Origin of the sequence: Sorangium sp. So ce176 (assembly GCF_051519835.1) — a bacterium.
Classification (GTDB): Bacteria; Myxococcota_A; Polyangia; order Polyangiales; family Polyangiaceae; genus Sorangium; species Sorangium cellulosum_G.
This window is the reverse complement of record NZ_CP150371.1, coordinates 5163058-5187120: the sequence shown is the minus strand read 5'-3', so window position 1 is coordinate 5187120 and position 24063 is coordinate 5163058. Positions and strand designations below refer to the sequence as shown.

At 71.5% G+C, this 24063-nt stretch carries 20 protein-coding genes and 1 tRNA gene; 14 read left to right on the top strand and 7 right to left on the bottom strand.

Going from position 1 to position 24063, the window contains the following annotated elements; all coding sequences use genetic code 11:
- The first annotated feature begins 122 nt into the window (after nucleotides 1-122).
- Both WMF42_RS19395 and WMF42_RS19390 read left to right on the top strand, forming a co-directional pair.
- Nucleotides 123-542, top strand: a complete 420-nt coding sequence (locus WMF42_RS19395) for a response regulator (protein WP_233562456.1) — start codon at nucleotides 123-125, stop codon at nucleotides 540-542.
- An 87-nt stretch (nucleotides 543-629) separates the two neighbouring features.
- Nucleotides 630-1412, top strand: coding sequence for a carbon-nitrogen hydrolase family protein (locus WMF42_RS19390; RefSeq protein ID WP_061612061.1), 783 nt, complete (start codon nucleotides 630-632; stop codon nucleotides 1410-1412).
- A gap of 59 nt (nucleotides 1413-1471) precedes the next feature.
- Here WMF42_RS19390 and WMF42_RS19385 read toward each other — a convergent pair whose 3' ends face one another.
- Both WMF42_RS19385 and hemW read right to left on the bottom strand, forming a co-directional pair.
- Nucleotides 1472-2413 (bottom strand): pyridoxal-phosphate dependent enzyme, encoded by a 942-nt coding sequence (locus tag WMF42_RS19385; RefSeq protein WP_061612060.1) that lies wholly within the window; start codon nucleotides 2411-2413, stop codon nucleotides 1472-1474.
- Nucleotides 2414-2495: 82 nt separating this feature from the next.
- A complete protein-coding gene (hemW, locus tag WMF42_RS19380; protein ID WP_437694308.1) occupies nucleotides 2496-3731 on the bottom strand; it encodes a radical SAM family heme chaperone HemW in 1236 nt (411 codons plus the stop codon).
- A gap of 260 nt (nucleotides 3732-3991) precedes the next feature.
- Here hemW and WMF42_RS19375 point away from each other — a divergent pair, with 260 nt between their 5' ends.
- On the top strand, nucleotides 3992-6166 hold the full coding sequence (locus WMF42_RS19375; protein WP_437693447.1) for a RelA/SpoT family protein: 2175 nt from the start codon (nucleotides 3992-3994) through the stop codon (nucleotides 6164-6166).
- 21 nt (nucleotides 6167-6187) lie between these two features.
- Here the strand turns inward: WMF42_RS19375 and WMF42_RS19370 are convergent, their stop codons facing one another.
- Nucleotides 6188-6778, bottom strand: coding sequence for a YkgJ family cysteine cluster protein (locus tag WMF42_RS19370; protein ID WP_061612057.1), 591 nt, complete (start codon nucleotides 6776-6778; stop codon nucleotides 6188-6190).
- 290 nt (nucleotides 6779-7068) lie between these two features.
- Between WMF42_RS19370 and amrB the strand changes: the two genes are divergently transcribed.
- Complete coding sequence (amrB, locus tag WMF42_RS19365; RefSeq protein ID WP_061612056.1) at nucleotides 7069-8337, top strand: AmmeMemoRadiSam system protein B; 1269 nt, start codon at nucleotides 7069-7071, stop codon at nucleotides 8335-8337.
- Between the two features lie 162 nt (nucleotides 8338-8499).
- On the opposite strand, the gene WMF42_RS19360 is transcribed toward amrB, so the two are convergent.
- On the bottom strand, nucleotides 8500-9729 hold the full coding sequence (locus WMF42_RS19360; RefSeq protein WP_233562455.1) for an FHA domain-containing protein: 1230 nt from the start codon (nucleotides 9727-9729) through the stop codon (nucleotides 8500-8502).
- Between the two features lie 422 nt (nucleotides 9730-10151).
- On the opposite strand from WMF42_RS19360, the gene WMF42_RS19355 reads away from it, so the two are divergent.
- Together WMF42_RS19355 and WMF42_RS19350 are read left to right on the top strand one after the other, a co-directional pair.
- A tRNA-Gly gene (locus tag WMF42_RS19355) sits at nucleotides 10152-10226 on the top strand.
- A 167-nt stretch (nucleotides 10227-10393) separates the two neighbouring features.
- Entirely contained in the window at nucleotides 10394-11557 is a 1164-nt protein-coding gene (locus tag WMF42_RS19350; RefSeq protein ID WP_061612054.1) for an AAA family ATPase, read from the top strand.
- Here WMF42_RS19350 and WMF42_RS19345 read toward each other — a convergent pair.
- From WMF42_RS19345 to WMF42_RS19335, 3 genes are all read right to left on the bottom strand, one after another.
- Nucleotides 11469-12674, bottom strand: coding sequence for a pseudouridine synthase (locus WMF42_RS19345; protein ID WP_437693446.1), 1206 nt, complete (start codon nucleotides 12672-12674; stop codon nucleotides 11469-11471). The genes WMF42_RS19350 and WMF42_RS19345 overlap by 89 nt on opposite strands.
- An 88-nt stretch (nucleotides 12675-12762) precedes the next feature.
- Nucleotides 12763-13530, bottom strand: a complete 768-nt coding sequence (locus tag WMF42_RS19340) for a hypothetical protein (protein WP_434048222.1) — start codon at nucleotides 13528-13530, stop codon at nucleotides 12763-12765.
- A 1-nt stretch (nucleotide 13531) separates the two neighbouring features.
- Nucleotides 13532-14311: a hypothetical protein gene (locus WMF42_RS19335; protein ID WP_437693445.1), complete on the bottom strand. Its 780-nt coding sequence runs from the start codon at nucleotides 14309-14311 to the stop codon at nucleotides 13532-13534.
- A 320-nt stretch (nucleotides 14312-14631) separates the two neighbouring features.
- On the opposite strand from WMF42_RS19335, the gene WMF42_RS19330 reads away from it, so the two are divergent.
- The 8 genes from WMF42_RS19330 to WMF42_RS19295 all read left to right on the top strand — a co-directional run bounded on the left by WMF42_RS19330 (nucleotide 14632) and on the right by WMF42_RS19295 (nucleotide 23905).
- Nucleotides 14632-14841 (top strand): ribbon-helix-helix domain-containing protein, encoded by a 210-nt coding sequence (locus WMF42_RS19330; RefSeq protein WP_061612050.1) that lies wholly within the window; start codon nucleotides 14632-14634, stop codon nucleotides 14839-14841.
- Between the two features lie 309 nt (nucleotides 14842-15150).
- Nucleotides 15151-16953 (top strand): translation elongation factor 4, encoded by a 1803-nt coding sequence (lepA, locus tag WMF42_RS19325; protein ID WP_061612049.1) that lies wholly within the window; start codon nucleotides 15151-15153, stop codon nucleotides 16951-16953.
- Nucleotides 16954-17049: 96 nt separating this feature from the next.
- Nucleotides 17050-17685, top strand: a complete 636-nt coding sequence (locus WMF42_RS19320; RefSeq protein WP_437693444.1) for a hypothetical protein — start codon at nucleotides 17050-17052, stop codon at nucleotides 17683-17685.
- 23 nt (nucleotides 17686-17708) lie between these two features.
- Entirely contained in the window at nucleotides 17709-19160 is a 1452-nt protein-coding gene (locus WMF42_RS19315) for a M16 family metallopeptidase (RefSeq protein WP_437693443.1), read from the top strand.
- Nucleotides 19157-20521 (top strand): M16 family metallopeptidase, encoded by a 1365-nt coding sequence (locus WMF42_RS19310; RefSeq protein WP_061612045.1) that lies wholly within the window; start codon nucleotides 19157-19159, stop codon nucleotides 20519-20521. Before WMF42_RS19315 ends, WMF42_RS19310 begins: the two co-directional genes overlap by 4 nt.
- A 338-nt stretch (nucleotides 20522-20859) precedes the next feature.
- A complete protein-coding gene (locus tag WMF42_RS19305) occupies nucleotides 20860-21846 on the top strand; it encodes a hypothetical protein (RefSeq protein WP_061612044.1) in 987 nt (328 codons plus the stop codon).
- Between the two features lie 65 nt (nucleotides 21847-21911).
- On the top strand, nucleotides 21912-22445 hold the full coding sequence (locus WMF42_RS19300) for a hypothetical protein (RefSeq protein ID WP_061612043.1): 534 nt from the start codon (nucleotides 21912-21914) through the stop codon (nucleotides 22443-22445).
- A gap of 86 nt (nucleotides 22446-22531) precedes the next feature.
- The gene (locus tag WMF42_RS19295) at nucleotides 22532-23905 is read left to right on the top strand and encodes a tetratricopeptide repeat protein (RefSeq protein ID WP_437693442.1); all 1374 of its coding nucleotides are present in this window, start codon (nucleotides 22532-22534) and stop codon (nucleotides 23903-23905) included.
- The last annotated feature ends 158 nt before the right edge of the window (nucleotides 23906-24063 follow it).

The window sequence follows — 24063 nt, the reverse complement described above, 5'->3', positions numbered from 1 at the left end:
TTCGCCCCACCGCGCTGGCCGTGATTCAGGCAACCAGGATTACTTCGGCTTGAGCGCGTGGTGCGGGACAACGAGGTCTGATACCCTCGCGCTCGATGGGCAATGCCCCGCATTCCGGCAGCATGCCGCCACCTTCGAGTGGTCGGGGCCAAGGGACGCTTCTCTACGCCGTCGACGACGAGGAGAGCAACCTGGACCTCATGGAGCGGGCGCTCCGCTCCGGCTACCAGGTCCGCACCTTCGGCGATCCGCGCCGCGCGCTCGCAGCGGCGGTGAAGGAGCCGCCCTCCGTGGTCGTGGCGGACTACCGGATGCCTCATTTCAGCGGGCTCGCGCTGCTGCGCGAGCTCCGCCGGCAGGGGCTGAGCTACGTGCCGGTGCTCGTCTGTGCGCCCACGGATGTGGAGCAGATCCAGAAGATCTCCCGGGAGAGCGCGACGTTCCGGATCATCACGAAGCCGTGGATCGCCTCGGATCTGCGCCGCCAGGTCGACCTGGCGGTGAGCCTCCATCAGCTCCAGGTGGCCCGGAGCCATCGCTAGCGGAGGGCGCCCGGTGGCCTCGCGGCGCGCTATCCAGGGCGACGTTGTCGCATTGCTTCCGCGCGGAGCGGGCTCCTGGTGCCCCCGATGCCCCTGGCGGCCCCGATGATCGCCCGCTGCCTCGACGTGATCGCGCTCGAGCTGCCGCAGCGCTTCGGCGACCCGCGGGCCTCGCTCGCCGAGATCGACGGTCTCCTCGGCTCGCCCGCGGCGAGGGGGGCCGAGCTCGCGCTGCTCCCCGAGCTCATCGTCACGGGCTATGTCTCGCCGCGGGGCCACAGCGACCTGCGCCGCTTCGCGGAGCCGCTCGACGGCGAGTCCGCGCAGCGGCTCGCCGAGCTGGCGCGCGCGCACGCGATCGCCCTGGCGGGCCCCCTCGTCGAGGAGAGCCGGGGTCGCTTCTACAACAGCCTGCTCGTGTTCGATCGCGACGGGCGCCGGATCGGCCATTACCGCAAGCGTCACCCGTGGTTCCCGGAGCGCTGGGCAACTCCGGGCGATCTCGCGACCCCGGTCCTCGATCTTCGCGGCGTCAAGGTGACCGCCGCGATCTGCTTCGACATCCACTTCGTCTCCGACGACGCGGGCGGCGCGCTCGACGAGGCCGATCTGCTGCTCTTCCCGACCGCCTGGGTCGATCCGCCCGGCGAGGGCGACGCGCGCGCCGATCTCCTGCCCGCGCTGGCCCGGCGCCATCGCATCGCTGTCGTGAACGCGAACTGGGGGCCCTCCAGCCCGGCGCTCCACGGCCAGGGCGGCTCGCGCATCCTCGACGCGCGCGGGCGCACTGTCGCGGCGGCGCCGCGCGATCCGGGGCCGAGCGTGGTGCGCGCTTCTCTGCGCCTCGCGCGCGATCCGCCCGGCGCCTGAGGGAGTTCGCCGCGCGCCGGCGCCCCGCGCGGCGCGCCGGCGCGGTCGCCCGAGCGCGCTCAGGTGAACGGGAGGGCGCTCAGCTCGACGTTGCCACCGCTCAGGATGACGCCGATCCGCGCCCCCTGGACCTTGCGCAGGAGGACCGCCGCCGCGGGCACCGCCGCGCTCGGCTCGATGAGGAGCTTCATCCGCTCCCACACGACGCGCATCGCCTTGACGATCTCCGCGTCGCTCACGGTGACGATCTCGACCCGTTGCGCGCGCAGGACCTCGAAGGTGAGCTCGCCGAGCGAGCTCCGGAGTCCGTCCGCGATCGTCGTCGGATCGTTCGAGGGGAGGATCTTCCCTTCGCGCAGCGATCGCACGGCGTCGTCCGCCGCCTCGGGCTCGGCCCCGATCGCGCGCGCGCGCGACAGCGCGCTGGTCGCGATGGAGGTGCCGGAGAGCAGCCCGCCGCCGCCCACGGGCGCGACAACGGCGTCGAGGTCCTCCACCTGGCTCGCGAGCTCGAGCGCGGCCGTGCCCTGGCCGGCGATGACCTGCGCGTCGTTGTAGGGGTGGACGAGCACCGCGCCCGTCTCGGCGAGCACGCGGGCGACCGTCTCCTCGCGCGACCGGAGCGTGGGGGCGCAGGTCACGACGCGGGCGCCGTAGCCCTCCACGGCGGCGCGCTTCACGGCGGGCGCGCTCTCGGGCATCACGATATGCGCAGCGACGCCGCGGATGCGGGCGGCGAGCGCGAGCGCGGCGGCGTGGTTGCCCGACGAGTGGGTCGCGACGCCGCGGCGCGCCTCGTCGTCCGAGAGGGCCATGACCGCGTTGCACGCCCCGCGGAACTTGAACGCCCCGGCCCGCTGCAGGTTCTCGCACTTGAAGAAGACGCGCGCTCCGGCGATGCCGTCGATGGTCCGGCTGGTCATGACGGGGGTCACGTGGGCGTGCGGCGCGATGCGCGCGGCGGCGCGGCGGATGTCCTCGATCGTGGGCAGCGGGCTCATGGGACGAGCATCGGAGCGTGGTCAGCGGCCAACGTCCACTGCGAGCGCGTCACGCGCCAAGGGCCGCGACCGCGGCGCTGCTTCAGAATAGATCGGCCGCGATGCCGTCGGCGAAGACCCAGGCGGCCCGCGGGACGCTGAGCCGCCCGCCGGTCATCGCGAGGCGGCCGGCGCGCTCGAGCCGCTCCGCGGCCCTGCGCCGCGCCGGGCTCCACGCCGGCACACCGAGCGCCGCCGCGGCGGCCACGAGATCGAACCCCTCGCGCAGCCTGAGCCCGAGCATGATGCGCTCGGACAGCCGCGTCTCCGGGTCGAGCCGCTCCTCGCTCTCGACGGGGATCGCCTCGCCGCCCTCGGCCATGGCGGCCATGTACCGCTCGGGGCTCACGACGTTCCGGTAGCGTACAGCGAACGCGTCGTCGCGATCCTCCGCGCCGGCCGAGCGCAGGCCCCAGCGCGGATCCGGGCGCGACACCGTCCCGTACGCGGCGCACCCGAGGCCGACGTAATCAATGCCCTGCCAGTAGCCGAGGTTATGGCGCGCCTCGTGGCCCGGCTTCGCGTAGTTCGAGACTTCGTAGTGGGCGAGCCCCTCTGCCTCGAGCGCCTCGTCGATCGCGAAGAACGTGTCCGCAACCCCGTCATCTCCGGCGAGCGGCAGGCGTCCGCGCCGCGCGAGCTCCCCGAACGAGGTGCCGGGCTCGACGGTGAGGCTGTATGCCGAGATATGGCTCACGCCGGTCGCTGCCACCGCCCGCGCCTCCGCGGCGGCGTGCTCGGGGCGCTGCTCCCGCGCCTGCTCGGCTGTCCCCACGGCGACACCATAGATGAGATCGCCGCTCACGCGCGGCATCCCGGACCGCAGGGCTGCCACGAGCGCGCCGAGCCCGCCGTCTGGGTCGTGCAGGCGCCCGAGGAACCGGAGGCGCTCCTCGTCGAGCCCCTGGACTCCGACGCTCAGCCGGTTGACTCCGATCGCTCGGAACGCGCGGGCCCGCTCCTCATCCAGCGATGTCGGGTTGCATTCGACGGTCACCTCGAGGTCCGGCGAGAGCCGCCCGGTGGCCGCGGTGATCGCCGCGAGCACCCTGCCCATCTCCTCCGGCTCCCACAAGGACGGCGTCCCGCCGCCGAAGAACACGCTTCGAAGCTCGCGCTCGCCGAGCGCATCCGCCCGCCTCCGGAGCTCGGCCAGCACAGCGTCGGCATACCCCCGGTGATCGATCGCTTCCCGCGCCTTCGCGAACGAAACGAAGTCGCAGTAGGGACACTTCTTGAGGCACCAGGGGAAGTGGACGTAGGCGGTGATCGGCTCCATGAAATCCACGAAAGCAGGCAGAAACGGACAAACGAACGCGAGGCAGACGCTGGGCAGATGTCAAACAGACGCGAACGGACCTGAACCGATGAAAGCGGACGCGAACGGGCACGCGAACGGGCACGCGAACAGACACGAGAGCGGAGCCGGCGGAGCGCGCTCCGGGCGCCGGGCACGCGCATGGTGACACAATTGCGGGGCCTAGATCGCGGTGTTAGCGTGCAAAAGGGAGGGGGCGCATTGCGCCCGCCGAACTCTTCATGCTGACGTTGACGGAGCTTGTCGATCGCGTTCGGACCTATCAGCCGGCTGCAGACGTCGATCTCATCGCCCGGGCCTACGCCTATAGCTCTGACGCTCACCGGGGCCAGACCCGCAAGAGCGGCGATCCGTACTTCTCCCACCCGGCGAGCGTCGCCGCGATCATCACCGAGCTCAAGCTGGACACGGCGAGCGTCTGCGCCGGGCTCCTGCACGATGTCGTCGAGGATACCCTCGCGACGACCACGGACATCGAGAACAGCTTCGGCCAGGAGGTGGCGTTCCTCGTCGACGGCGTGACGAAGCTCTCGAAGATCAACTTCGCCTCCAAGGAAGATCGGCAGGCCGAGAACTTCCGCAAGATGCTGGTGGCGATGGCGCGCGACATCCGCGTGCTCCTCGTGAAGCTGTGCGACCGCCTCGACAACATGCGGACGCTCGAGTTCATGAAGCCCGACTCGCAGGACCGGATCGCGCGGGAGACGATGGAGATCTACGCCCCGCTCGCGAACCGCCTCGGCATCGCGCGCTTCAAGAGCGAGCTCGAGGACCTGTCGTTCAAGTACATCGAGCCGGAGGCCTGGGCGGATCTCTCGCAGAAGGTCAAGACGACCGCGAAGGAGCGCGACAAGTACATCCACGAGGTCTCGAAGGTGCTCTCGGCCAAGCTCGCGGAGCAGGGCTTCGCGGTCGACGTCACCGGCCGCGCGAAGCACCTCTACTCGATCTGGCGCAAGATGCAGGCGCAGCAGTGCGACTTCGATCAGGTCTACGACGTCATCGCGTTCCGCGTGCTCGTCGAGTCGGTCGCCGACTGCTACGCGACGCTCGGCGTCATCCACTCGCAGTGGACCCCGGTCCCGGGCCGCTTCAAGGACTATGTCGCGCTGCCCAAGCCGAACATGTACCAGTCGCTGCACACGACCGTGATCGGGCCCGGGCGCGAGCGGATCGAGATCCAGATCCGCACCCACGAGATGCACCGCGTGGCGGAGCAGGGCATCGCGGCGCACTGGAAGTACAAGGAGCGCAACTCCGGCGGCATCGACCCGAAGGACGCGGCGCGGTTCGGCTGGCTCCGCCAGCTCATGGAGTTCCAGAAGGAGCTCAAGGATCCGGCCGAGTTCCTCGAGAGCGTCAAGGTCGACCTGTTTCAGGACGAGGTGTACGTCTTCACGCCGAAGGGGGACGTTCGCGTCTTCCCCCGCGGCTCGACGCCGATCGACTTCGCGTACGCGATCCACACGAAGGTCGGCGAGCACTGCTCGGGAGCGCGGGTCAACGGCGCCATCGTCCCGCTCCGCTCGAAGCTACGGAACGGCGACGTGGTCGAGGTGATGACCAACCCGAGCCAGCAACCAACGAAGGACTGGCTCGATCACGTCACGACCAGCCGCGCGCGCGCGAAGATCCGCAATTACCTGCGCACCGAGCAGCGGGAGAAGTCGCTCAAGCTCGGTCGTGAGCTCCTCGAAAAGGAGATGCACCAGCGGACCATGAGCCTGAGCCGCCTCACCAAGAACGAGGCCGAGCTGCGCAAGGTGATGGATCGGTTCGGCGTCGCCTCGGCCGACGAGCTGTTCATCGCGGTCGGCTACGGCAAGGTGAGCGTCCGCGCGGTGTGCGAGTTCCTCGCGCCCACCCCCAAGGAGAACGAGACGGGCGCGCCGTCGCTGCCGCCGGAGTCGATCAAGGAGGGGCGCATCGAGTCGCTCGTCCGCAAGGTCACGGGGCGCGACAGCCACGGCATCCGGCTGAACGGCATCGACGACGTCCTCGTTCGCTACACGAAGTGCTGTAACCCGCTGCCTGGCGACGAGATCGTCGGCTTCATCACGCGCGGCCGCGGCATCACGGTCCACCGCCGCAACTGCGCCAAGGCGTTCGACACGGACCCCGAGCGCCGCGTGGAGATCTCGTGGGACTCGCGCGCGAAGATCAACCGCCCGGTACAGATCAAGGTGATGACGGCGAACCGTCCCGGCATCCTCGCGACGGTTGGCCACACGTTCCATGAGCAGGGCATCAACATCAGCGAGGCCACCTGTCGCGCGGGCGACGACGGCCGGGCGATGAACACGTTCACGTTTCTCTGCTCCGACCTCGCGCAGCTCAAGAGCGTCATCCGGCGCCTGCAGCGGATCCCCGGCGTGATGGCCGTCGAGCGGACCTGAGCTGGCCGCGCGCGCGCGAGCTCAGCGCCCCCGGCGAGCGCGCGCCCTGGACGGGCCTCCCGCCGCGCCGGGGTTGGCGTCCGCCAGCGCGCGGGTGAGGGGACGGCCGAGGTCGCCGCCCGGTTCGTGACGCGCCGCGACCTCCTGCACCTTGCGGACGAGCCGGGTCACGTCGTGGTGGCGCACCGGGGATCCGGCGGAGGCGCGATCGCAGAAGAAGGTGCGGCACCCGAGCGGCCTCGCGGCGTAGATCGCGCAGCGGCCGGCGTCGGTCAGCATCGGGCACCGCCGCTCCGCGGCTTGCGGCAGCGCGCGCCGGCGGCTCGGGTCTCCGCCAGACGCCGGCGGCTCGGGCGCTCCCGTCCCGCCGGCTCGCACGATCCCCTGGAGCGCGCGAGGGCCCCCTCGGGCCGCGATGGCGCGCCGGACGGCGGCGAGCTCGATGGACGTCACATACGGCTCCCGACCCGTGATTCCGAACCGACAGCACTCGGTCGAGGCCTGGCAAGTCCAGCCATGGAAGACCTCCTCCGCCTCGCGGTACACGGCCGAGAGCTCGTCGAGCAGCTCGGCTTCACGGACGGGTGGCTCAGGGGTCGCGGTTCGGCGCATTCGTCGGGAGTCTCTCGTGCTGGTCGCGCGAAGCTGTGGCCGGCGCGAGGCGGCCGTGGGGCGGGGTGGGTGCGGAGCCGGGAGGGAGCGAGCGTCGTCCCGCGCGCCTCCGCCGCGAAGCGGCAATCCGAGATGCCGCAGAGCCCTGACGCGCAGCACCAGCTGCGTCCGTTCAGGCGTGAGCTGCCCCTGGGACGCCCCTACGATGACAGAGGGCGCCTTCGCTGTCGCGGGGTCGGCGCGAGGCTGCAAGGTGGGCGGCGGGCGCGCACGCGCTATCCTCGCGATGGATGTCGGTTCTGCGACCGAAGCTCCGAGCTCTGGAGGTTGTCGTCATCCACGATGAGCGCCACGGCCGCGCGCTGATGCTGCGCGACACCGAGGGGATCGCGCCGTCCGCCGTTGTCGTGCCCGCCGCGAGCTCGGCGGTGCTCGCGCGCTTCGACGGGCGGCGGTCGATCGACGAGATCGCGCGAGAGGTCTCCCGGTCGACGGGCCAGCACGTGGACGCCGCCCACGTGTCGCGGCTGGCGGACGAGCTGGAGCGCGCGTGGATGCTCGACAGCCCGCGATTCCATGCGCGCCGCCGGACGGTCGTGCAGTCGTTCGACGCGGCGCCGATCCGGATGGCTGTCCACGCGGGCGGCGCATACCACGGCGATCGACTGAGGCTCGCCGACTTCATCGAGCGCCAGTGCCTCCGCGTCGCGCGGCCGCGGGGCGAGGCGCCTTGCAGCGCCGCGCCGCAAGGCGCGCCGAGGCGCATGGTCGGACTCTGCGCGCCGCACATGGACCTCTGGCGCGCCGCTGTCGGCTACGGCCACGCCTACGCCGCGCTGGAGCAGGCGCTGACCGGCCCGGGGCTGGAGAAGGTCGACACGTTCGTTCTGCTCGGGACGTCGCACGCCCCGATGCGCCGCCCGTACGCGGTCTGCGAGAAGACGTTCGCGACGCCGCTCGGCCCGCTCGATCCGGATCGCGAGATGATCGCGGAGCTCGCGGCGGCGAGCCGGTTCGACGTTCACGAGGATCAGTACCTGCACAAGAACGAGCACTCGATCGAATTCCAGGCCGTGTTCGTGCGGCACCTCCTCGGCGATCGCGCGGCGACGATCGTGCCGATCCTCTGCGGTCTCTCGGACTGCCAGGCGCGGCGACGCGACCCCGCACAGGACGACGGCGCCGAGTCGTTCCTGAGGGCGCTCGGCGATGCCCTGGCGAAGCGCCGCGATCGCGTCCTCGTGATCGCAGGCGCAGATCTCGCCCATGTCGGCCCGCGCTTCGGCGATCCCGCGCCGCTCGACGAGCGCCAGCGCAGGGCGCTGCGCGCTCGCGACCTCACCTCGATCGAGCGCGCCACGTCGATCGATCCGCCGGGCTTCTTCGCCGACGTCGCTCAGGACCTCGGCACGCGTCGCGTCTGCGGCCTCGGCCCCATCTACACGCTGCTCCGCGCGCTCCCGCCGTCGTCGCGCGGAGACATGCTGCATTACGAGCAGTGCATCGACCCAGACGAAGGATCGATCGTCAGCCACACGTCTCTCGGATTCTACGGTTGACGATCCGCGCGCGCCGCGCGGCGCGCGCTGGCACGTCGTCGCGAGGAGCGCTTCATCGCGAGGCTCGTGGCATCGCGATGCGCGTCTCGTCGCGGAGGCGCGCCGGGAACTCCTCGACGCTGGCGCGCCGCGAGGCTCCCGGGAGCACGAGGGACGTTCGGCTCAGCCGCGCGGGACCCTGCGGCGCGCGATGTCGAGGCCGAGCCGGTCGGCCTCGCGGTAGATCGCCTGCCGCGACATGCCGAGGGCGCGCGCCGCCGAGGCGACGGAGCCGTTGGCCCGGGCGAGGGCGTCCTCGAGGCGAGCGCGCGCGAGCGACGGATCCGTCGCGGGCGGGAGGTTCGGCTTCACGCGCGGCCCGCGCGAGAGCGACCCCGCGATCGGCGAGACGGAGAGCGGCCCCTCCGGCGACGCCTGGGCGGCGGTCACGATCGCGGACTCGAGCTGCGGAACGCCGCCCGGCCAGCCGGCGCGGACGAGCGCCTCCAGGAGCTGCGGGGTGAAGCGATCGAGGCCGATCGCGTTGCGCTCCGCGATGTCGCGCACGATGAGCGGCACGTCCTCGCGCCGCATCTCGAGCGTCGGGATGGTGACCCGCTTGCCGGAGAAGAGCGACGCGAACCACGGCGCCACGCGCCCATCGCCGGCGGCCCTGTCGAGCGGCTGCCCGGTCGTGGCGATGATGCTGACGCCGCTCGAGCGGCCCACCGAGTGCGCGATCTCGAGCTGCTGCGGGCGCGGGAGGCGATCGGCCTCGAGGACGAGCCACGTCATCGGCCGCGCGCCGGGCGGGATGACCGGCTTGGTCTCCGCGCTTCCGTCGACGACCAGCGTCTCGCCCAGCCCCTCGCGCACCGCGGCGGCGAGGCGGGCCAGCGTGCGCTTGCCGACGCCGGGCGCGCCCTCGATGCAGACGCTGGAGCCCGACTGCACGAGCTTCATCACCGGGTCGATCCAGTCCTTGCGCTGCTTCGACCCGAAGACGAGCGACCCGAGGCGCGACGGCGCGCCGTCGTACAGCGCGAGGTGCCGCTCGACGAAGACCGCGAGCTGCTGGCCGAGGCGGACCACGTCGCCGTGCATCACGCCGATGCGCCGGGCGCGGACGCCGTTCACCCACGTGCCGTCGTGGGTATCCATGTCCTCGATGTAACAACCGTCCGAGCGGACGCTGATCTTGGCGTGCTCCGGCGCGACCCCGTGCCCCTCGATGCGCCCGTCGCGCGCGGCGCTGCCGATCACAGCGCCGTCCATGAGGCTCACGATCCGCGGCGGAGCGTCGAGGCCGATCAGGACGAGCCCCCAGCCGCCATCGTCATCCTGTCGCTTGGCGTGGACTCCGGACCGGTACTCCTTCTGGAGGACCGGCGCCGCCGTCTCTGCAACGTCCACTCGCAAAGCAGTCTGTTCGTTCATGCTCCCCCCAAGTCCAAAAGACCTGCCTGGTCGACCCAGGCCAACCAAGAGCGCGCCGATCGGCGGGCACCCTTATGATGTAAGAGCCCGCCTCACGGTGCCGCTGTCACGAACGCGAAGGCTTTTCTGAGCGGCACCGAGCGCGGTGCTGCTTGGCGAGCCCCCTCGCTCGCAATGGCCACACAATACTCGACCAGAGCGGCTGCGCAACCTGCCGGCGACGGAAGATCCTCGGTTTTGTTTCTGAGTGCTTGACTATGACGACGCCGATTGGTACTCCTCCGCCACGCATCGACGGAGGCGACCTCCGGTGATGACCTGGCGCGAATCAGGAATTCTCTGACAAGCGTCTTGAGACAGAGTTTCCGATTGATTCCCGATTCAGGTAGCTGACGTCTGCGGGAGTAACTCAGTGGTAGAGTGCAACCTTGCCAAGGTTGACGTCGCGGGTTCAAATCCCGTCTCCCGCTCCACAACATAGGCTCTGCAACAGCGAGCAACCCTGAGAGGCCGGTGTGACCCACCGGCCTCTGGTGTTTTGTTCTACCCCCCGGCGCGGGGGCGCCGGGGTCGGCGCCGTGGCGATCGTTGCGGCGATCGATGCGCCGGATGGCGGGCCTGTGATACGAGCATTCGCCTCATGTCGGCTCCGCTCCACGAGCGTCTGCGCCTGCTTGCCCACAGCCTAGAGCGGCAGTTCCTGGGCAAGGACGAGATCATCCGCCTGCTCATGATCGCGGTCGTCGCGGGCGAGCACTGCGTGCTCCTCGGTCCGCCCGGGACCGCGAAGAGCGCGCTCATCCGCACGCTCGCAGAGCTGATGCAGGCCCAGTACTTCGAGTACCTGCTCACGCGCTTCACCGAGCCGAACGAGATCTTCGGCCCGGTCGACATCGGCGCCTTTCGCGAGGGCGTCTACCGCCGGAACACCGCGGGGATGCTCCCCGAAGCGGAGATCGTCTTCCTCGATGAGGTCTTCAAGTCGAACAGCGCCATCCTGAACGCGCTGCTCACGCTGCTGAACGAGCGCAAGTTCTCGAGCGGCGGCCAGGTGATCCGCTGCCCGCTCATCAGCGTCTTCGCGGCCTCGAACGAGGTGCCGGGCGACGAGACGCTGACGGCGATCTTCGATCGCTTCCTCCTGCGGGTGCAGTCCGACAACCTCGACGCCTACCACTTCAGCGAGCTGCTCCAGCGCGGCATCCAGCAGGAGATCCGGCACATGGCCGGCGAGCCGCTCCGCCCGCTGGTCGCGGCGCGCGAGCTGGCCGAGCTCGGCCGGGGGTTCGGCGCGCGGATGAACTTCGGTGACACGTTCCTGTCGGCCTACAAGGGGCTGGTGTTCCAGATCCGCGCCGAGGGCATCTCGCTCTCGGACCGCCGGGTCGTGAAGATGCTCAAGCTCTTTGCCGCGAGCGCGTACCTGGACGGCCGTCAGGTGACGGACGCGAGCGATTTCTTCGTGCTCAAGCACATCTGGAACAACCAGGATCAGGCCGCCATCCTCGAGGGCATCGTGCAGCCGGTGCTCGAGGCGTTCTTCCGCGAGCACCCGGACCGCCGCCGCGTCGGCGCGCTCGGCGTCGGCGTGGAGGCGCTCGCCGCGGAGATCGATCGCATCCGCCAGATCCTCACGGGCGGCGCTGCGCTAGGCGACGTCCAGCTCTTCAGTCAGCTCAAGGCGCTCGGCGAGATCAAGCAGGCGCTCTCCGGCATCAATGACGCCCGGGCCCGCGAGCTCGAGGGCCGCGTGTCTCAGCTCCTCGAGGCTTCGTTTCGGAGCGGGCGTTTCGCGCAGATCTAGCCGGCCCGGGGCCGGGCGCGCCAGGAGGGGCGATGTTCGCCCTGGAGCGCGCCCGCGGCTGAGCCGTGGACGCGCCAGGCGCGCTCGGCGGGGCGATGTTCGCCCTAGAGCGCGCCCGCGGCTGAGCCGGCCCCGGACCGGGCGCGTTCGGCGAAGCGACGTTCGCCCTGGAGCGCGCCCGCGGCTGAGCCGGTCCCGGACCGGGTGCGCCCGGGGCATCGGCGCCGGTCCTGGCGCGGGCCCTCGACGGCGCGGGGGTCCGGGTGCGCGAGGCCGGACCGGCGGCCTCCGGCGCGGGTCGAGGCGGCGCCTTCGCGCTCGATCGAGCGGCTCCGGCGACCCGACGATGGTCGACCGGCCCGGATGACGCGCCCATCATCGCGCCGCGGATCCGCTTCGGAACGCCGAACGCCTCGCGGATGTGGAGGAGCTCATCCACCGTCAGCGCGCGCCACTCCCCGGGCCGGAGCCCCTCCGAGGTGACGCCGGCGAACGTCGTGCGGGCCAGGCGCATGACCGGCCAGCCGGTCGCCTCGCCCATGCGCCGGATCTGCTGGTTGCGGCCCTCGCGGAGGGTGACCTCCAGCCACGTCTTGTCTCCCTCGCGGCGCAGCAGCCGCGCTTCGGCCGGCAGGGTGACCCCGTCCTCCAGGCGAATGCCCTCGCGCCACGGCGTGAGGTCGTCGTCGCTCATGATCCCCTGGACCTTCAGCACGTACGTCTTCGGCACGCCGCCGCGCGGATGCAGCAGCGCGTTGGCGAAGTCGCCGTCGTTCGTCATGAGCAGGATCCCGCTCGTCGCGAAGTCGAGCCGACCCACGGGGTAGAGCCGCGCGCCCGTGCCGCGCACATAGTCGGCGACCGTCGGGCGCCCCTCGGGATCGCGCAAGGTCGAGACGACGTTCCGCGGCTTGTGCAGGGCCACGTAGACCGGAACCTCGGAGACCAGGCGCTTGCCGTCCACCTCGATCCGGTCCTTCTGCCGGTCCGCCTTCAAGCCGAGCTCGGTCACGACGTGACCGTTCACGCGCACCCGCCCGGCCAGGATGAGCTCCTCGGAGGCCCGGCGTGAGGCGACCCCGGCGCGCGCGATGATCTTTTGCAGACGTTCTTCCATGATGTTTTCAGGACCTGTGCCGACGCTGCCGGCGGACGGCTCTGATAAGCACGCCCCCCGCGCGGCGTCGACCGACCTCGGGCGCGCGCTACTTCTTGTCCCCGGAGGGCTCCGCGCTCCCGCCGCCGTCCACGGCCTCGTTCGCCTTGTCCGCGGCGCCCCCGTCTTCCGCGGCCTTCTTCGCGGCCGCCTCCTCTTCCTTCCTGCGCTCGTCGTCCTCGAGGCGGCGCCGCAGCTCGTTGTCGTGGTCCCACCGATCGACCCGCTCGTCGGCGTCGATGTCCACGCCCATGCGCTCGAGCCGGCCCATCCGGTAGATCTCCCAGACGTCCGGCTTGCCATCGCGGTTCGTGTCCCGCTTGATGCGCGCGAGCTTGCCGCCGCTGTAGTACTTCCACTCGTCGGGGTTGCCGTCGTGATCGGAGTCGATCCTCACCTCGGCCAGCCTTCCGCTGGCGAACGTGAGCCAGGTGTCGATCCGGCCGTCGTAGTTCGCGTCGGACTCCTCGTGCAGGCTCTCTCCCTTGTCGTTGTACCTGCGGACGACGTCCTTCACCCCGTCGAAGTTGGTGTCGATCTCGCGGCAGACGAGCGCCCGATGACGGTCCTCTCCGGTGCCCACGATCTGCCAGACGCGCCGCACGTTGGGCTGGATCGCGCCCGGCCCGGCTGTCTCGCTCGCCTCGCGATCGGCTCTGCCCTTCCATTCGCACATCGAGCGATCGTCGATTGTGCCGTCGGCGTTGCGAGCCGCCTCGATCTTCGGCGCCTTCGCGCCTTCGAACCCTGGATCCGAGCTGCACGCCGCGCCGAGCAGGCCGAGCGCGGTGAGCGCGATGGGCGCCTGTCTTCTCATGTCATGGTCCCTTCGTGACGGCCGGCTGGCTCGCAGCGTTGGCGGGCGTGGAGCCGGCGGGCGCGGCGCTCGCGGGCGCTGCGGGCTGCCCTGCGGCGCTCGCCCCGGCTGCGGGGGGCGCCGCGCTGCTCGGCGGGGGCGCGATCGGCTTCGGCGCGCCGTACGACTCGGCGCACAGATCCACCACGCCGGCGGGATCGGGCTTGCCGTCGGCGTTCTGATCGGTCGCCACGACCGCGCACCTCTCGTCGTTCGGGTTGTTGAACTGCCACCACTGGTCGATGATCTGGTCGCCGTCAGAGTCGCGCTCGCGGCGCACGAGGCGTGTTCCCTCGTAGTAGTCCCAGGTGTCGAGCTTGTCGTCGAAGTTGGTCTCGCGCTCCTTCAGCACGACGACCCCGCGCTCGTAATGCGCGATCTCGTCGGCGCGCCCGTCGCGGTCGAAGTCCGACTCGCGGCGGCGCTCGGCGCCCGTCGCGTCATAGTAGATGAAGGCGTCGATCGCGCCGTCCAGGTTCAGGTCGACGACCCGGCAGACCTCGCGGCCGTCCTTCTTCACGTGGATGATGTCGGGCGTCCGGTCGCCGTTGACGTCGACCTTCTCCGCCGAGGCGGAGTCCTTGTCGCAGGGCTCGTGGACGATCGCCGTGTCCCGCTCGCCGGTGGCGCTCTTCGCACCGGAGGGCGCCGGCGTCGACGAGGCGCAGGAGGCGACAAACAGGGTCATCAGGGCCACGAGCGAGCACCTGGACGACGGCCAGGTGAGCGGGAATCGCGTCATCAAGAGATGCCTCCGGCGGGCCCTGGACTTTCGGGACGAAGCTCGACGCGCCGGGCGAGCCGTCCCGACGCGGACCAGCTTCGGCCACAGTCTAGACCGCGGCGCGTTGACACATCAAGAAGCCCACAGGAGGCGCCAAGGGGCGACGCGGGCGACGCGGGCGGTGACGCGGTGACGCGGCGACCACCGCGACGCGCACGCGGAAGCGCGCGCGGACCGCGACAGCGCCATTCCGATTGACAACACACGTACCGGCATCTAGGGTAACGTCTTGTCAGTCGTACCTTTCGAGACTGGCGGGTTACCCTCCCGGGCGTGACATGTCGCGGAAGAAAGTCTCGACGACCATCTACATCACGCCCGAGCAGGCCGAGCGGCTGAAGATCCTGCACGAACGCACCAAGGTCCCGATCGCCGTGTACATCCGCGAGGGGATAGACCTGGTCCTCAAGCACTACGAGCACGTGCTGCCAGGGCAGATGTCGCTGGAGAGCACGCCGGTTCCCCCGCCGCCGACCCCGAAGAAATGAGCCCTGGCCGGCGCCCGCGCCCGCGTCGCCCGCGTCGACAGAGGCCCGGCGGGTTCCCGGGCTCGAGCCCGGCGGGAAGCACGGGCGCCTGGACGCCGCGCGCTGTCCGGGCGGATAGCTTCGCGGCGCGGGTCGCGCTAGGAGCAAGCGCGCCGCGGTCCCGCCACGTCCCCGCGGCGCTCGCAGGGCCGCGCGCCGCGGCCCGTTCCCCAGAGGGGGCGCGGACGTGTGGTCCGCTCCTTCGCATCTCGGTCGAGGCCGCGCGCTGCGGCCGCTAACGCTGGTCAGGGCCGCGCCCCGAAGCTCGCTATGCCTGTCGATTCCAAGCTCATCCGCAACTTCTCCATCATCGCTCACATCGATCACGGCAAGTCCACGCTCGCCGACCGCATCCTCGACGCGACCGGGGCGCTCTCCGCCCGCGAGCAGAAGGAGCAGTTCCTCGACAAGATGGATATCGAGCGCGAGCGGGGGATCACCATCAAGGCCCAGACCGTGCGGCTCGACTACGCCGCGAAGGACGGGCAGACGTACCGGCTGCACCTCATCGATACGCCCGGGCACGTCGACTTCAACTACGAGGTCTCGCGCAGCCTCCAGGCGTGCGAGGGCGCGCTGCTCGTCGTCGACGCCACGCAGGGCGTCGAGGCGCAGACCCTCGCGAACGTCTTCCTCGCGCTCGACAACAACCTCGCGATCATCCCCGTCCTCAACAAGATCGACCTCCCCTCGGCCGACACCGATCGGACCACGCGCGAGATCGAGGACGTCATCGGCCTCGACTGCTCCGGCGCCATCCCCGCCAGCGCCAAGACGGGGATCGGCATCGCGGAGATCCTCGAGGCGGTGGTCTCGCGGGTCCCGGCGCCCAAGGGCGTCCTGGACGCGGCGCCGCGCGCGCTCATCTTCGATAGCTGGTACGACAGCTACCGCGGCGCGGTCGTGATGGTGCGCGTCGTCGACGGCGTCCTCCGGAAGGGACAGAAGGTCCGCTTCATGGCGACCGGCCGCGACTACGAGGTCACGGAGATGGGCGTGTTCACGCCCCACGCGACCGCCATCACCGAGCTCGGGCCGGGCGAGGTCGGCTTCCTCGTCGGCAACATCAAGAGCGTGGTCGACACGAAGATCGGCGACACGGTGACCGACGCCGTCCACCCGGCCACCACGCCGCTGCCCGGCTTCAAGGAGGTCAAGCCGATGGTCTTCGCCGGGATCTTCCCGACGGACTCGGCCCAGTACGAGGACCTGCGCGACGCGCTGTCCAAGCTCCACATGAACGACGCCGCGTTCGTCTTCGAGCCCGACACGTCCGAGGCGCTCGGGTTCGGCTTCCGGTGCGGCTTCCTCGGCCTGCTCCACATGGAGATCATCCAGGAGCGGCTCGAGCGCGAGTACAACCTCGACCTCATCACGACCGCGCCGAGCGTCGTCTATCACTGCTTCCTGAACGACGGTTCGATGAAGTCGATCGAGAACCCGGCGAAGCTCCCGGCGCCGAACCTCATCGATCGCATCGAGGAGCCGATCTTCCGGATGACCGTCCACGTGCCGTCGACGTACGTCGGCGCGGTCCTCGCCCTGTGCCAGGAGCGGCGCGGCGAGCAGAAGTCGATCCAGTACGCCTCGTCCGACCGCGTGATCATCACGTACGACATGCCCCTCAGCGAGGTGCTCTTCGACTTCCACGACAAGCTGAAGAGCGTGTCGCGCGGCTACGCGTCGATGGATTACGAGCTCGTCGGGTACCGGGCCGATGACCTCATCAAGCTGGACATGATGGTGAACGGCGATCCGCTCGACGCGCTGAGCATCATCGTGCACCGGGACAAGGCGTACGCCCGGGGCCGGGACCTCGCCGTGAAGCTCAAGGACATCGTGCCGCGCCAGCAGTACGAGGTCGCGATCCAGGCGGCGATCGGGTCGAAGGTCATCGCGCGGACGACCGTGAAGGCGATGCGCAAGGACGTGACCGCCAAGTGTTACGGCGGCGACATCAGCCGCAAGCGCAAGCTCCTCGAGAAGCAGAAAGAGGGCAAGAAGCGGATGAAGATGGTCGGGAGCGTCGAGATCCCGCAGGAGGCGTTCCTCGCCATCCTGAAGATCGATTGAGGCGCGGGGCCCCGGTCCCGGGCGGGGGACCCTCGGACGCGGGGGCGCGGCCACGCGAGCGTGGCGGCGCGCGTTCACCGCTCGTATAAGCCGCCCATGCAGCCCGCCCTCGTCCGCCCGCGCGCCCTCCGCGCGGCGCCCGCTGTCCTTGCCCTCGGCCTCGCCGTCCTCGCGTGCGATGACCCGCGCGCCCCGGCGCCAGGGGCGTCCACCTCTTCTACCGCTTCCGCGGCGCCCCCCGCGCCATCGGCGAGCGCCGCGGCGACCCCCACGGCCAGGGAGGCCCCCAAGCGCGAGATGCCGCCGCGGCCCGTGCCGCTCGGGTCGAGCGGGCCGATCCAGCCGAGCGCCCCGCCGGAGCAGCAGATGATGGCGATCCAGTACACGCTCGCCATGGTGTCGCCGCAGCCGACGGATCCGCTCGTCGACAAGACCTACCTCGACGCCATCGTGCCCAAGCTCGCCGTCGCGGTGCGCACCGCAGACAAGGGCAAGACCCCGCCGAACCCGGTGAAGGCCACCAAGGGGAACAGGAAGATCGAGGTCGACATGGGCAAGGGATGCACCGAGCGTACCCCGTCGAACCTGATCGCGCAGCGGGCAGGCTCGTCCCTCCGGGAGGCGTACGACGCGGGCATCCTCGTCGTCTCCTGCCACGACGACCTCTGGGAGTGCCACCAGTCGACACGGGATCCGAGCGATGTCCTGTGTCACGCAGCGCCGCGGCGCTGAGCGTGGTATGGGCAGCGTCTGCCATGCAGGAGACGCTTGCCTACTCGCTCCCCGGCGCCGTCGACGCGCTCCCCCGAACGGATCCGCTCGCCGCGCTGGTCGCCGACCTGAACCGCGATCGCCCGCCGCTCGCCCGGTTGCGCCATGACGCCACCATCGCGTTCGGCCCCGCCTTGCGCGTTGAGCGCTTCGTCCTCGGCAACGGGCTCAAGGTGCTCGTGCTCGTCGACCCCTCGGCGCCCGTGGTCTGCCTGCAGACCTGGTTCGGCGTCGGCTCGCGCCACGAGCGCGTCGGGAAGACGGGCATCGCCCACCTCTTCGAGCACCTCATGTTCGGCGAGACGGAGAGCGTCGCCCACGGCGCGTTCGACCGGATGCTCGAGGAGGCCGGCGCCGAGACGAACGCGGCGACGTTCCTCGACTGGACCTACTACCACACGAACCTGCCGAAGGACGCGCTCGAGCTGACCCTGCGCCTCGAGGCCGAGCGCATGGCGCGGCTCGTCCTCCGCGACCCCCAGGTGTCGAGCGAGAAGGAGGTCGTCGCCAACGAGCGGCGGCAGCGCGTCGACGACGACGTCGACGGGGCGGTGAGCGAGCTGCTCTACAAGGAGGCGTTCAGGAAGCACGCCTACGGGTGGCCGACCATCGGCTGGATGGAGGACATCAAGGGCTTCACGACCGAGGACTGCGTCGAGTTCTACCGGACGTACTACGCGCCCAACAACGCGGCGCTCGTCCTCGTGGGCGACGTCGCGCTCGATCAGGCGCTGCGCGGAGTTCAGGACCACTACGGCGCCCAGGAGCCATCGAGGATCCCGGTCGAGGACGTGTCGCCGGAGCCGCCGCAGACCGAGGAGCGCCGCGCCGAGGTGACGAAGCCGACCGCCACGCACAAGGTCGCGATCGGCTACCACTCGCCGGCGCTCGGCGATTTCGACCATGCGCCGCTCGTGCTGCTGAACGAGATCCTCTTCGCCGGCCGGTCGTCGCGCGTGCACCGCGCGCTCGTGCAGGAGCAGGAGATCGCGAGCGAGATCCGCGGCTGGGTCGGCTCGTTCCGCGACCCCGCGCTGTACGACATCTACCTCTCCGCCCGCGGCGATCACACAGGCGAGGCGCTGCTCGCGGCCCTCGAGCCGCTCCTGGAGGCGGTGCGCCGCGCCCCCGTCACCGAGGCGGAGCTCGACAGGGCCAAGGCGCGCGTCGAGCTCTCCGTGCTGCAAGGGCTCGAGACCGTCGCCGGCAAGGCCGAGCAGATCGGCTTTTACGAGACGGTGCTCGGCGACCCCGCGGCCCTGTTCGAGCGGCTCGCCGCCTACAGGCGGGCGACCGTGGGGGACCTGCTGCGCGTGGCGCGGCGCTACCTGGTGACCTCGGCGCGGACCGTGATCCACGTGATCCCGGACGGATCGAGCGGCGACGACGACGGCGACGCGGACGAGGCGGGCGCGGAGAGCGAGGAGGCATCGTGAGCCAGAGCGTGAAGAGCGGCCTCGCCTGGGGCGCCGAGGGGCAGGGCAGGGGAGCGCCGGGCGGGCGCGTGGCGCCGCGGGATGGCGCGGTGCTCGTGGAGACGAGCCACGCGCTGCCCATCGTCAGCATCGTGGTCGCGTTCCGCTCCGGGTCGGCGTACGACCCGGTCGGGCGCGAGGGGCTCGCCCGGATCACGGCGCGCATGCTCCGCCGCGGCGCCGAGGGCTACAGCGCGAACGAGATCGAGGAGACGATCGACGCGCTCGGCGGGGAGTTCGGCGCCGACGTGGCGACGAGCGCGACGACGGTGCACTTCGAGGTGATCAAGCGATCGCTCGATCGGTTCATCGACCTCGGGGCCACGCTCCTCGCGCGCCCGACGTTCTCGCCGACCGAGCTCGCGCGGCTCCTGCGCGAGGCGGAGGCCGAGCTCATCGAGGCGCGCGACAGCGACCGCGCGCTGTGCAGCCGCGCCTTCCGGCGGTGCCTGTTCGCGGGGCACCCCTACGGCCGCCGCATCGCGGGGACCATCCAGACGCTGCGGGAGCTCACGCGCGACGACGTCGCTGCCTTCTACGCGCGGCACTACACCCGGCGCAACGCGATCGTGGCCATCTCGGGCGACGTCGAGCCCGCCGAGGCGCACGCGGTCGCGGAGCGCCTGCTGTCCGGTCTGCCCGAGGGCGAGCCGGTCCCCGACCCGGTGAACGAGCCCGAGGGCCGGCGGGGGCGGTGCCTCGTGTTCGTCGACAAACCCGAGCGCACGCAGACGCAGATGGTCATCGGGGGGCTCGGCACCGACGCCCACGATCCCGATCACATGGCGCTCCTCGTCGCGAACACCGCGTTCGGGGGCACGTTCTCGTCGCGGCTGATGCAGGAGGTGCGGGCGAAGCGCGGCTGGTCGTACGGCGCCTCGTCGCGGGCGGGCTTCGATCGGCATCGCGACGCCTTCACGATGTGGACGGCGCCCGCGGCGCAGGACGCCGCCGCCTGCCTCTCGCTGCAGCTCGGGCTGCTCGAGGCGCTGCGGCGCGAAGGGGTCACGGAGGACGAGCTCACGTTCGTGAAGCGCTACCTCGTTCGCTCCCACGCGTTCGAGATCGACACCGCCAGGAAGCGCGTTCACCAGCGGCTCGAGGAGATCCTGTACGACCTGCCCGACGGCTATCACGACGCCTACGTGCAGCGGGTCGAGGCCGTCACGCTCGAGGAGGCGAACGCCGCCGTGCGGCGCCGGATCCCGGAGGACGATCTCGTGATCGGCGTCGTCGGGACCCACGCGGAGATCGGCGAGGCCGTCGCCGCGTCCATCCCGAGGCTCGCCGAGGTGAAGGTCGAGCCGTACGATCTCGAGTAGGCAGGGCGCCGCGCGCAGGCGCGTCGCCGCGGCGCGGGATCGTCCGTGACGCCGGGGAGCGCTCCCCGGCGTGGACGGTCTCGACGTGCGGCCGCGCCGCCGCCCGCGACGGCGAGCGGCCTGATCGGCTGGGCGGCGGAGAGATCGCGGGCGCGACAGCAACCGCCGTCGAGGCGCGGCATCCAAGGCCGCTGCTTCTTCGCGAGAGCGGGGCAGGGCCCGCGCTGCGCTTCCTGACTTCCGGCGCGATCGGTCGCGATCGCTCCGCAGGTGATGTGCGGCTTCCGTCCCGGCGATCCCGGGCGCCGGCTCGCGAGGGCGAACGACGGGAGCTTGCGATGAAGGCACGAACGATCAACGCGCCGGTCCTTGCCGTGGTGACCGCGCTGGCCGGGCCCGCCGCCGCGGCGATCCCGATCACGATCACGCACCAGGGGCGCCTGTTCGACGCGGCAGGCCAGCCCATCGACGACACGCTCGACGTGGTGTTCGCGCTGTACGAAGCGGTCGACGCGCCCGTGCCGATCTGGAGCGAGGTCCACACGATCACGTTCGACCACGGGTACTTCTCGGTCGACCTCGGCGAGCTCGCGCCCGTCGACAAGCCCGTCCTCGATGGCACGGCGCGCTACCTGGGGATCACCGTCGGGAACGATCCAGAGATGGTCCCGCGCGCCAGGGTGGCGAGCGTTCCGTATGCGCTCCAGGCCAGCAATGTGTCCGGCGACATCACGCCGAGCTCGATCTCGATTGGCGGTCAGCTCGTCATCGACAGCAGCGGCCTCTGGGTCGGCGAGCCGGTCGGCCTGCAGGGCGCGCCGGGGCCGTCCGGCCCGCCGGGTCCGGCCGGTCCGATGGGCCCCGCCGGCCTGCCCGGCGAGCCGGGACCGCCCGGGGCGCAGGGGATCGCTGGTCCACCTGGGCCGCCCGGCGTCGTCTCGAGCACCTCCGTCTCTGGCGCGGGCCTCGATCCACGGTCGTCGCTTCAGTTCCTCGCGGCGCCGGCGACAGTGAGCGTGACCGCTCCGGGGCAGCGCATCGTGGTCGTGTCCAACAAGGCGCTCGGCACCGACGAGAGCCCTGCGGACCAGCTCCTCCTCTGGATCTGCTCCCAGCAGATCGCCCCGCTGAAGGAGATCACCCCCGAGGGGACCGGCGTCTATTCGCTGCGGCTCCCGGCGAACACCAGCATCAGCATGGGGTTGAGCGCCGTGCTCTTGCTGCCACCCGGTCAGTACAACGTGGGGCTCTGCGGGAAGACAGTCAGCCTCTTCTGGACCAACAACGACTATTCCTACACCTCCGCTGTCGTCACCATGGAGTAAGGTCGTGCCGGGCGGGTGACCTCGCGCGCGGCGACCTGCGCGGCGCTCGCCCCGGCGATCCCACCATGCAGAAGGAGCTGATGACCCCCGCGGCGATCCTGCTCGGCAGCATCTTCATCGCGGTGGGTCTCTACTTCGGGCTGCAACGAGAGGCGCCCCCCGCCGCGTCCCGGCCGGCCAGCGCGGAAGCGGCGGCTGCCTCCGCAAAGAGGCCAGCGTCGGACGCACCCGCGGCGGCCGAGGCGCCCGCTCCGTCGCAGCCGGCGCCGCGCGCCGTGGATGCGACGGCCGCCTCGCACAGCGAGCTCTACAAGCGCGTCGAGGCGGACGCCATCAAGGCGCTCGATGCGCGGCGGCCGCTCTTCGTGAAGCAGTGCTGGGAGCCCTCGCTCAAGAAGAACCCCACGCCGGCGCGCGCCAAGTACCTCTTCAACATGACCTTCGACGCGTCCGGAAAGGAGATCGCCCGCGGCATCAGCGAGGTGCGGGGGATGGACCGCCCGGACGCAGCGCAATGCCTCCGGATGATCCCGCTGGGGATCGGCGTGCCGCCGCCCGGAGCCCGCATCGCCGTCGAGGTCGAGATGATCCTGCCGTGAGCGCGCGATCGCTGCGGCGGCGCGGCGCGGCCGCACCCGCGGCGCCGCCGTTTGGTGCGCGATGGGCGCTGGGCTAAGGTCACGCGGTGCCCTGGCTGGCTGAGCTCGCCCTGCACCTGTTCCGCGCGCTGCACCTCCTCGTCCTCGCGGTCGCGCCCACGTGGCTCTCGCCGGAGCCGATGCCGCCGCGCGCGCTCGCCCTCGCGGGAGCGCTCTCGGCGGCCGCGCTCGCGGCGGCGCTCGGCCTGTCGGCGTGGTTCGCCGCGCGGCTGGAGACGCGGCTCGCCAGGAACGGGGCCGCGCTGCTGTGGGTCGCGATCGCCACGGCGCTCGCGGCGACGCTCTACTTCCGCGGGGTGCGCGCGCCGCTCGCGCAGGGGGTCTTCGTCGTCGCCGCGCCGCTCTGGGCGGCGCTCGCGACGCTCGCCGCGGCCGCCGCGGAGCACTGGCTCGGATCGAGCTTCAAGCACCGGCGGATGGGCGCCGCGATCGCCATGATCGGCCTCGGCGCCGTCCAGGTGCTCGGGGCGTCGTCGCTGCTCGGTTCGCCCGAGCGGATGTGGTGGGCGGCGCTGCGCCGCGACGGCGCGCACCTGCGCGCCGTCGACGAGCTCACGAGGCCGCTCCGCGAGCAGCGCAAGCTCGACGATCTCGAGGGCGTCGCCGGGCGCTGCCTGAAGATGTACCCGGCCTCTGCGGCGGGCGCCGCGCCGGTGACGTGCGCCTGCCTCGCGTTGCGCGCCGAGGCGAGGCTCCACGCCCGCAACGCCGGCGCCGCCCTCCGCGATGCGGAGGCCGCGCGCGAGCGGTGCCCGGAGCAGCGGGGCGCGCGCGCCGTCCTGGCCGAGGCGCTCGCCGTCGCCGGCCGCCCCGAGCGCGCAGCCGCCGAGGCGCGGGCCGCGCTCGAGGAGGGCGGCGACCCGTCGCGGCTCCGCTACGCGCTCGCGCTCGCGCACGAGCGCGCGGGGCGCCTCGTGGAGGCGAGGGCGGAGGCGGAGCGCGCGATCGAGGCGGGCGCCGGCCGGAAGGCGCAGCTCCTCGCGGGAGCGCTCGCGATCCTGGCCGGGGATCTCGACGCGGCCACGGCGCGCCTCGCGCCGCTCGCCCAGCAGGACCCCTCCGACGCCGAGGTGCTCTACAACCTCGCGCTCATCGACGACAAGCGCGGCGACTACAACGGCGCGCGCGAGGGCTACCTCGCCGCCCTGAAGGCCGATCCGAGGAACGCCGACGCGCGGTACAACCTCGCGCTCCTGACGTTCCGCGCCGGCATCGTCGAGGAGTCCCGCCACCACGCGCGCAAGTTCCTCGAGGCGTTCCCGGAAGATCCGCGCAGCGGCCAGCTCGCGCGCACGACGGGCATGCCGCTCGGCGCAGCGGGCGACGGCGGCTCGCCTCCGGCGCGGCCCGGCGCGCGACGGCCTCCGCAAGAGCCCGCCACGAGCTCGGGCGCTCGCTGAGCTGCGCGCGTCGGCGATCTCGCCCACCAGGGCTCCCTGACGCGCGCACGCCCGCTCGCGCCCGGCGCCGCCGTTCCGCGCGGCAGACGCAGCGCGCGGCGCCGAGGCGCACGCGCCCGGGCCGAATTGCGCTGGCAGTTCATTCGTTTTTGCATGGC

Coding starts and splice junctions, on each gene's coding strand:
- WMF42_RS19375 (WP_437693447.1), top strand. CDS start 3,992: ATGCTGACGTTGACGGAGCTTGTCGATCGCGTTCGGACCTATCAGCCG.
- WMF42_RS19335 (WP_437693445.1), bottom strand. CDS start 14,311: ATGACGCGATTCCCGCTCACCTGGCCGTCGTCCAGGTGCTCGCTCGTG.
- WMF42_RS19390 (WP_061612061.1), top strand. CDS start 630: ATGCCCCTGGCGGCCCCGATGATCGCCCGCTGCCTCGACGTGATCGCG.
- WMF42_RS19300 (WP_061612043.1), top strand. CDS start 21,912: ATGCAGAAGGAGCTGATGACCCCCGCGGCGATCCTGCTCGGCAGCATC.
- WMF42_RS19305 (WP_061612044.1), top strand. CDS start 20,860: ATGAAGGCACGAACGATCAACGCGCCGGTCCTTGCCGTGGTGACCGCG.
- WMF42_RS19320 (WP_437693444.1), top strand. CDS start 17,050: ATGCAGCCCGCCCTCGTCCGCCCGCGCGCCCTCCGCGCGGCGCCCGCT.
- WMF42_RS19330 (WP_061612050.1), top strand. CDS start 14,632: ATGTCGCGGAAGAAAGTCTCGACGACCATCTACATCACGCCCGAGCAG.
- WMF42_RS19395 (WP_233562456.1), top strand. CDS start 123: ATGCCGCCACCTTCGAGTGGTCGGGGCCAAGGGACGCTTCTCTACGCC.
- WMF42_RS19315 (WP_437693443.1), top strand. CDS start 17,709: ATGCAGGAGACGCTTGCCTACTCGCTCCCCGGCGCCGTCGACGCGCTC.
- WMF42_RS19350 (WP_061612054.1), top strand. CDS start 10,394: ATGTCGGCTCCGCTCCACGAGCGTCTGCGCCTGCTTGCCCACAGCCTA.
- WMF42_RS19385 (WP_061612060.1), bottom strand. CDS start 2,413: ATGAGCCCGCTGCCCACGATCGAGGACATCCGCCGCGCCGCCGCGCGC.
- amrB (WP_061612056.1), top strand. CDS start 7,069: ATGTCGGTTCTGCGACCGAAGCTCCGAGCTCTGGAGGTTGTCGTCATC.
- WMF42_RS19345 (WP_437693446.1), bottom strand. CDS start 12,674: ATGGAAGAACGTCTGCAAAAGATCATCGCGCGCGCCGGGGTCGCCTCA.
- hemW (WP_437694308.1), bottom strand. CDS start 3,731: ATGGAGCCGATCACCGCCTACGTCCACTTCCCCTGGTGCCTCAAGAAG.
- WMF42_RS19340 (WP_434048222.1), bottom strand. CDS start 13,530: ATGAGAAGACAGGCGCCCATCGCGCTCACCGCGCTCGGCCTGCTCGGC.
- WMF42_RS19370 (WP_061612057.1), bottom strand. CDS start 6,778: ATGCGCCGAACCGCGACCCCTGAGCCACCCGTCCGTGAAGCCGAGCTG.
- lepA (WP_061612049.1), top strand. CDS start 15,151: ATGCCTGTCGATTCCAAGCTCATCCGCAACTTCTCCATCATCGCTCAC.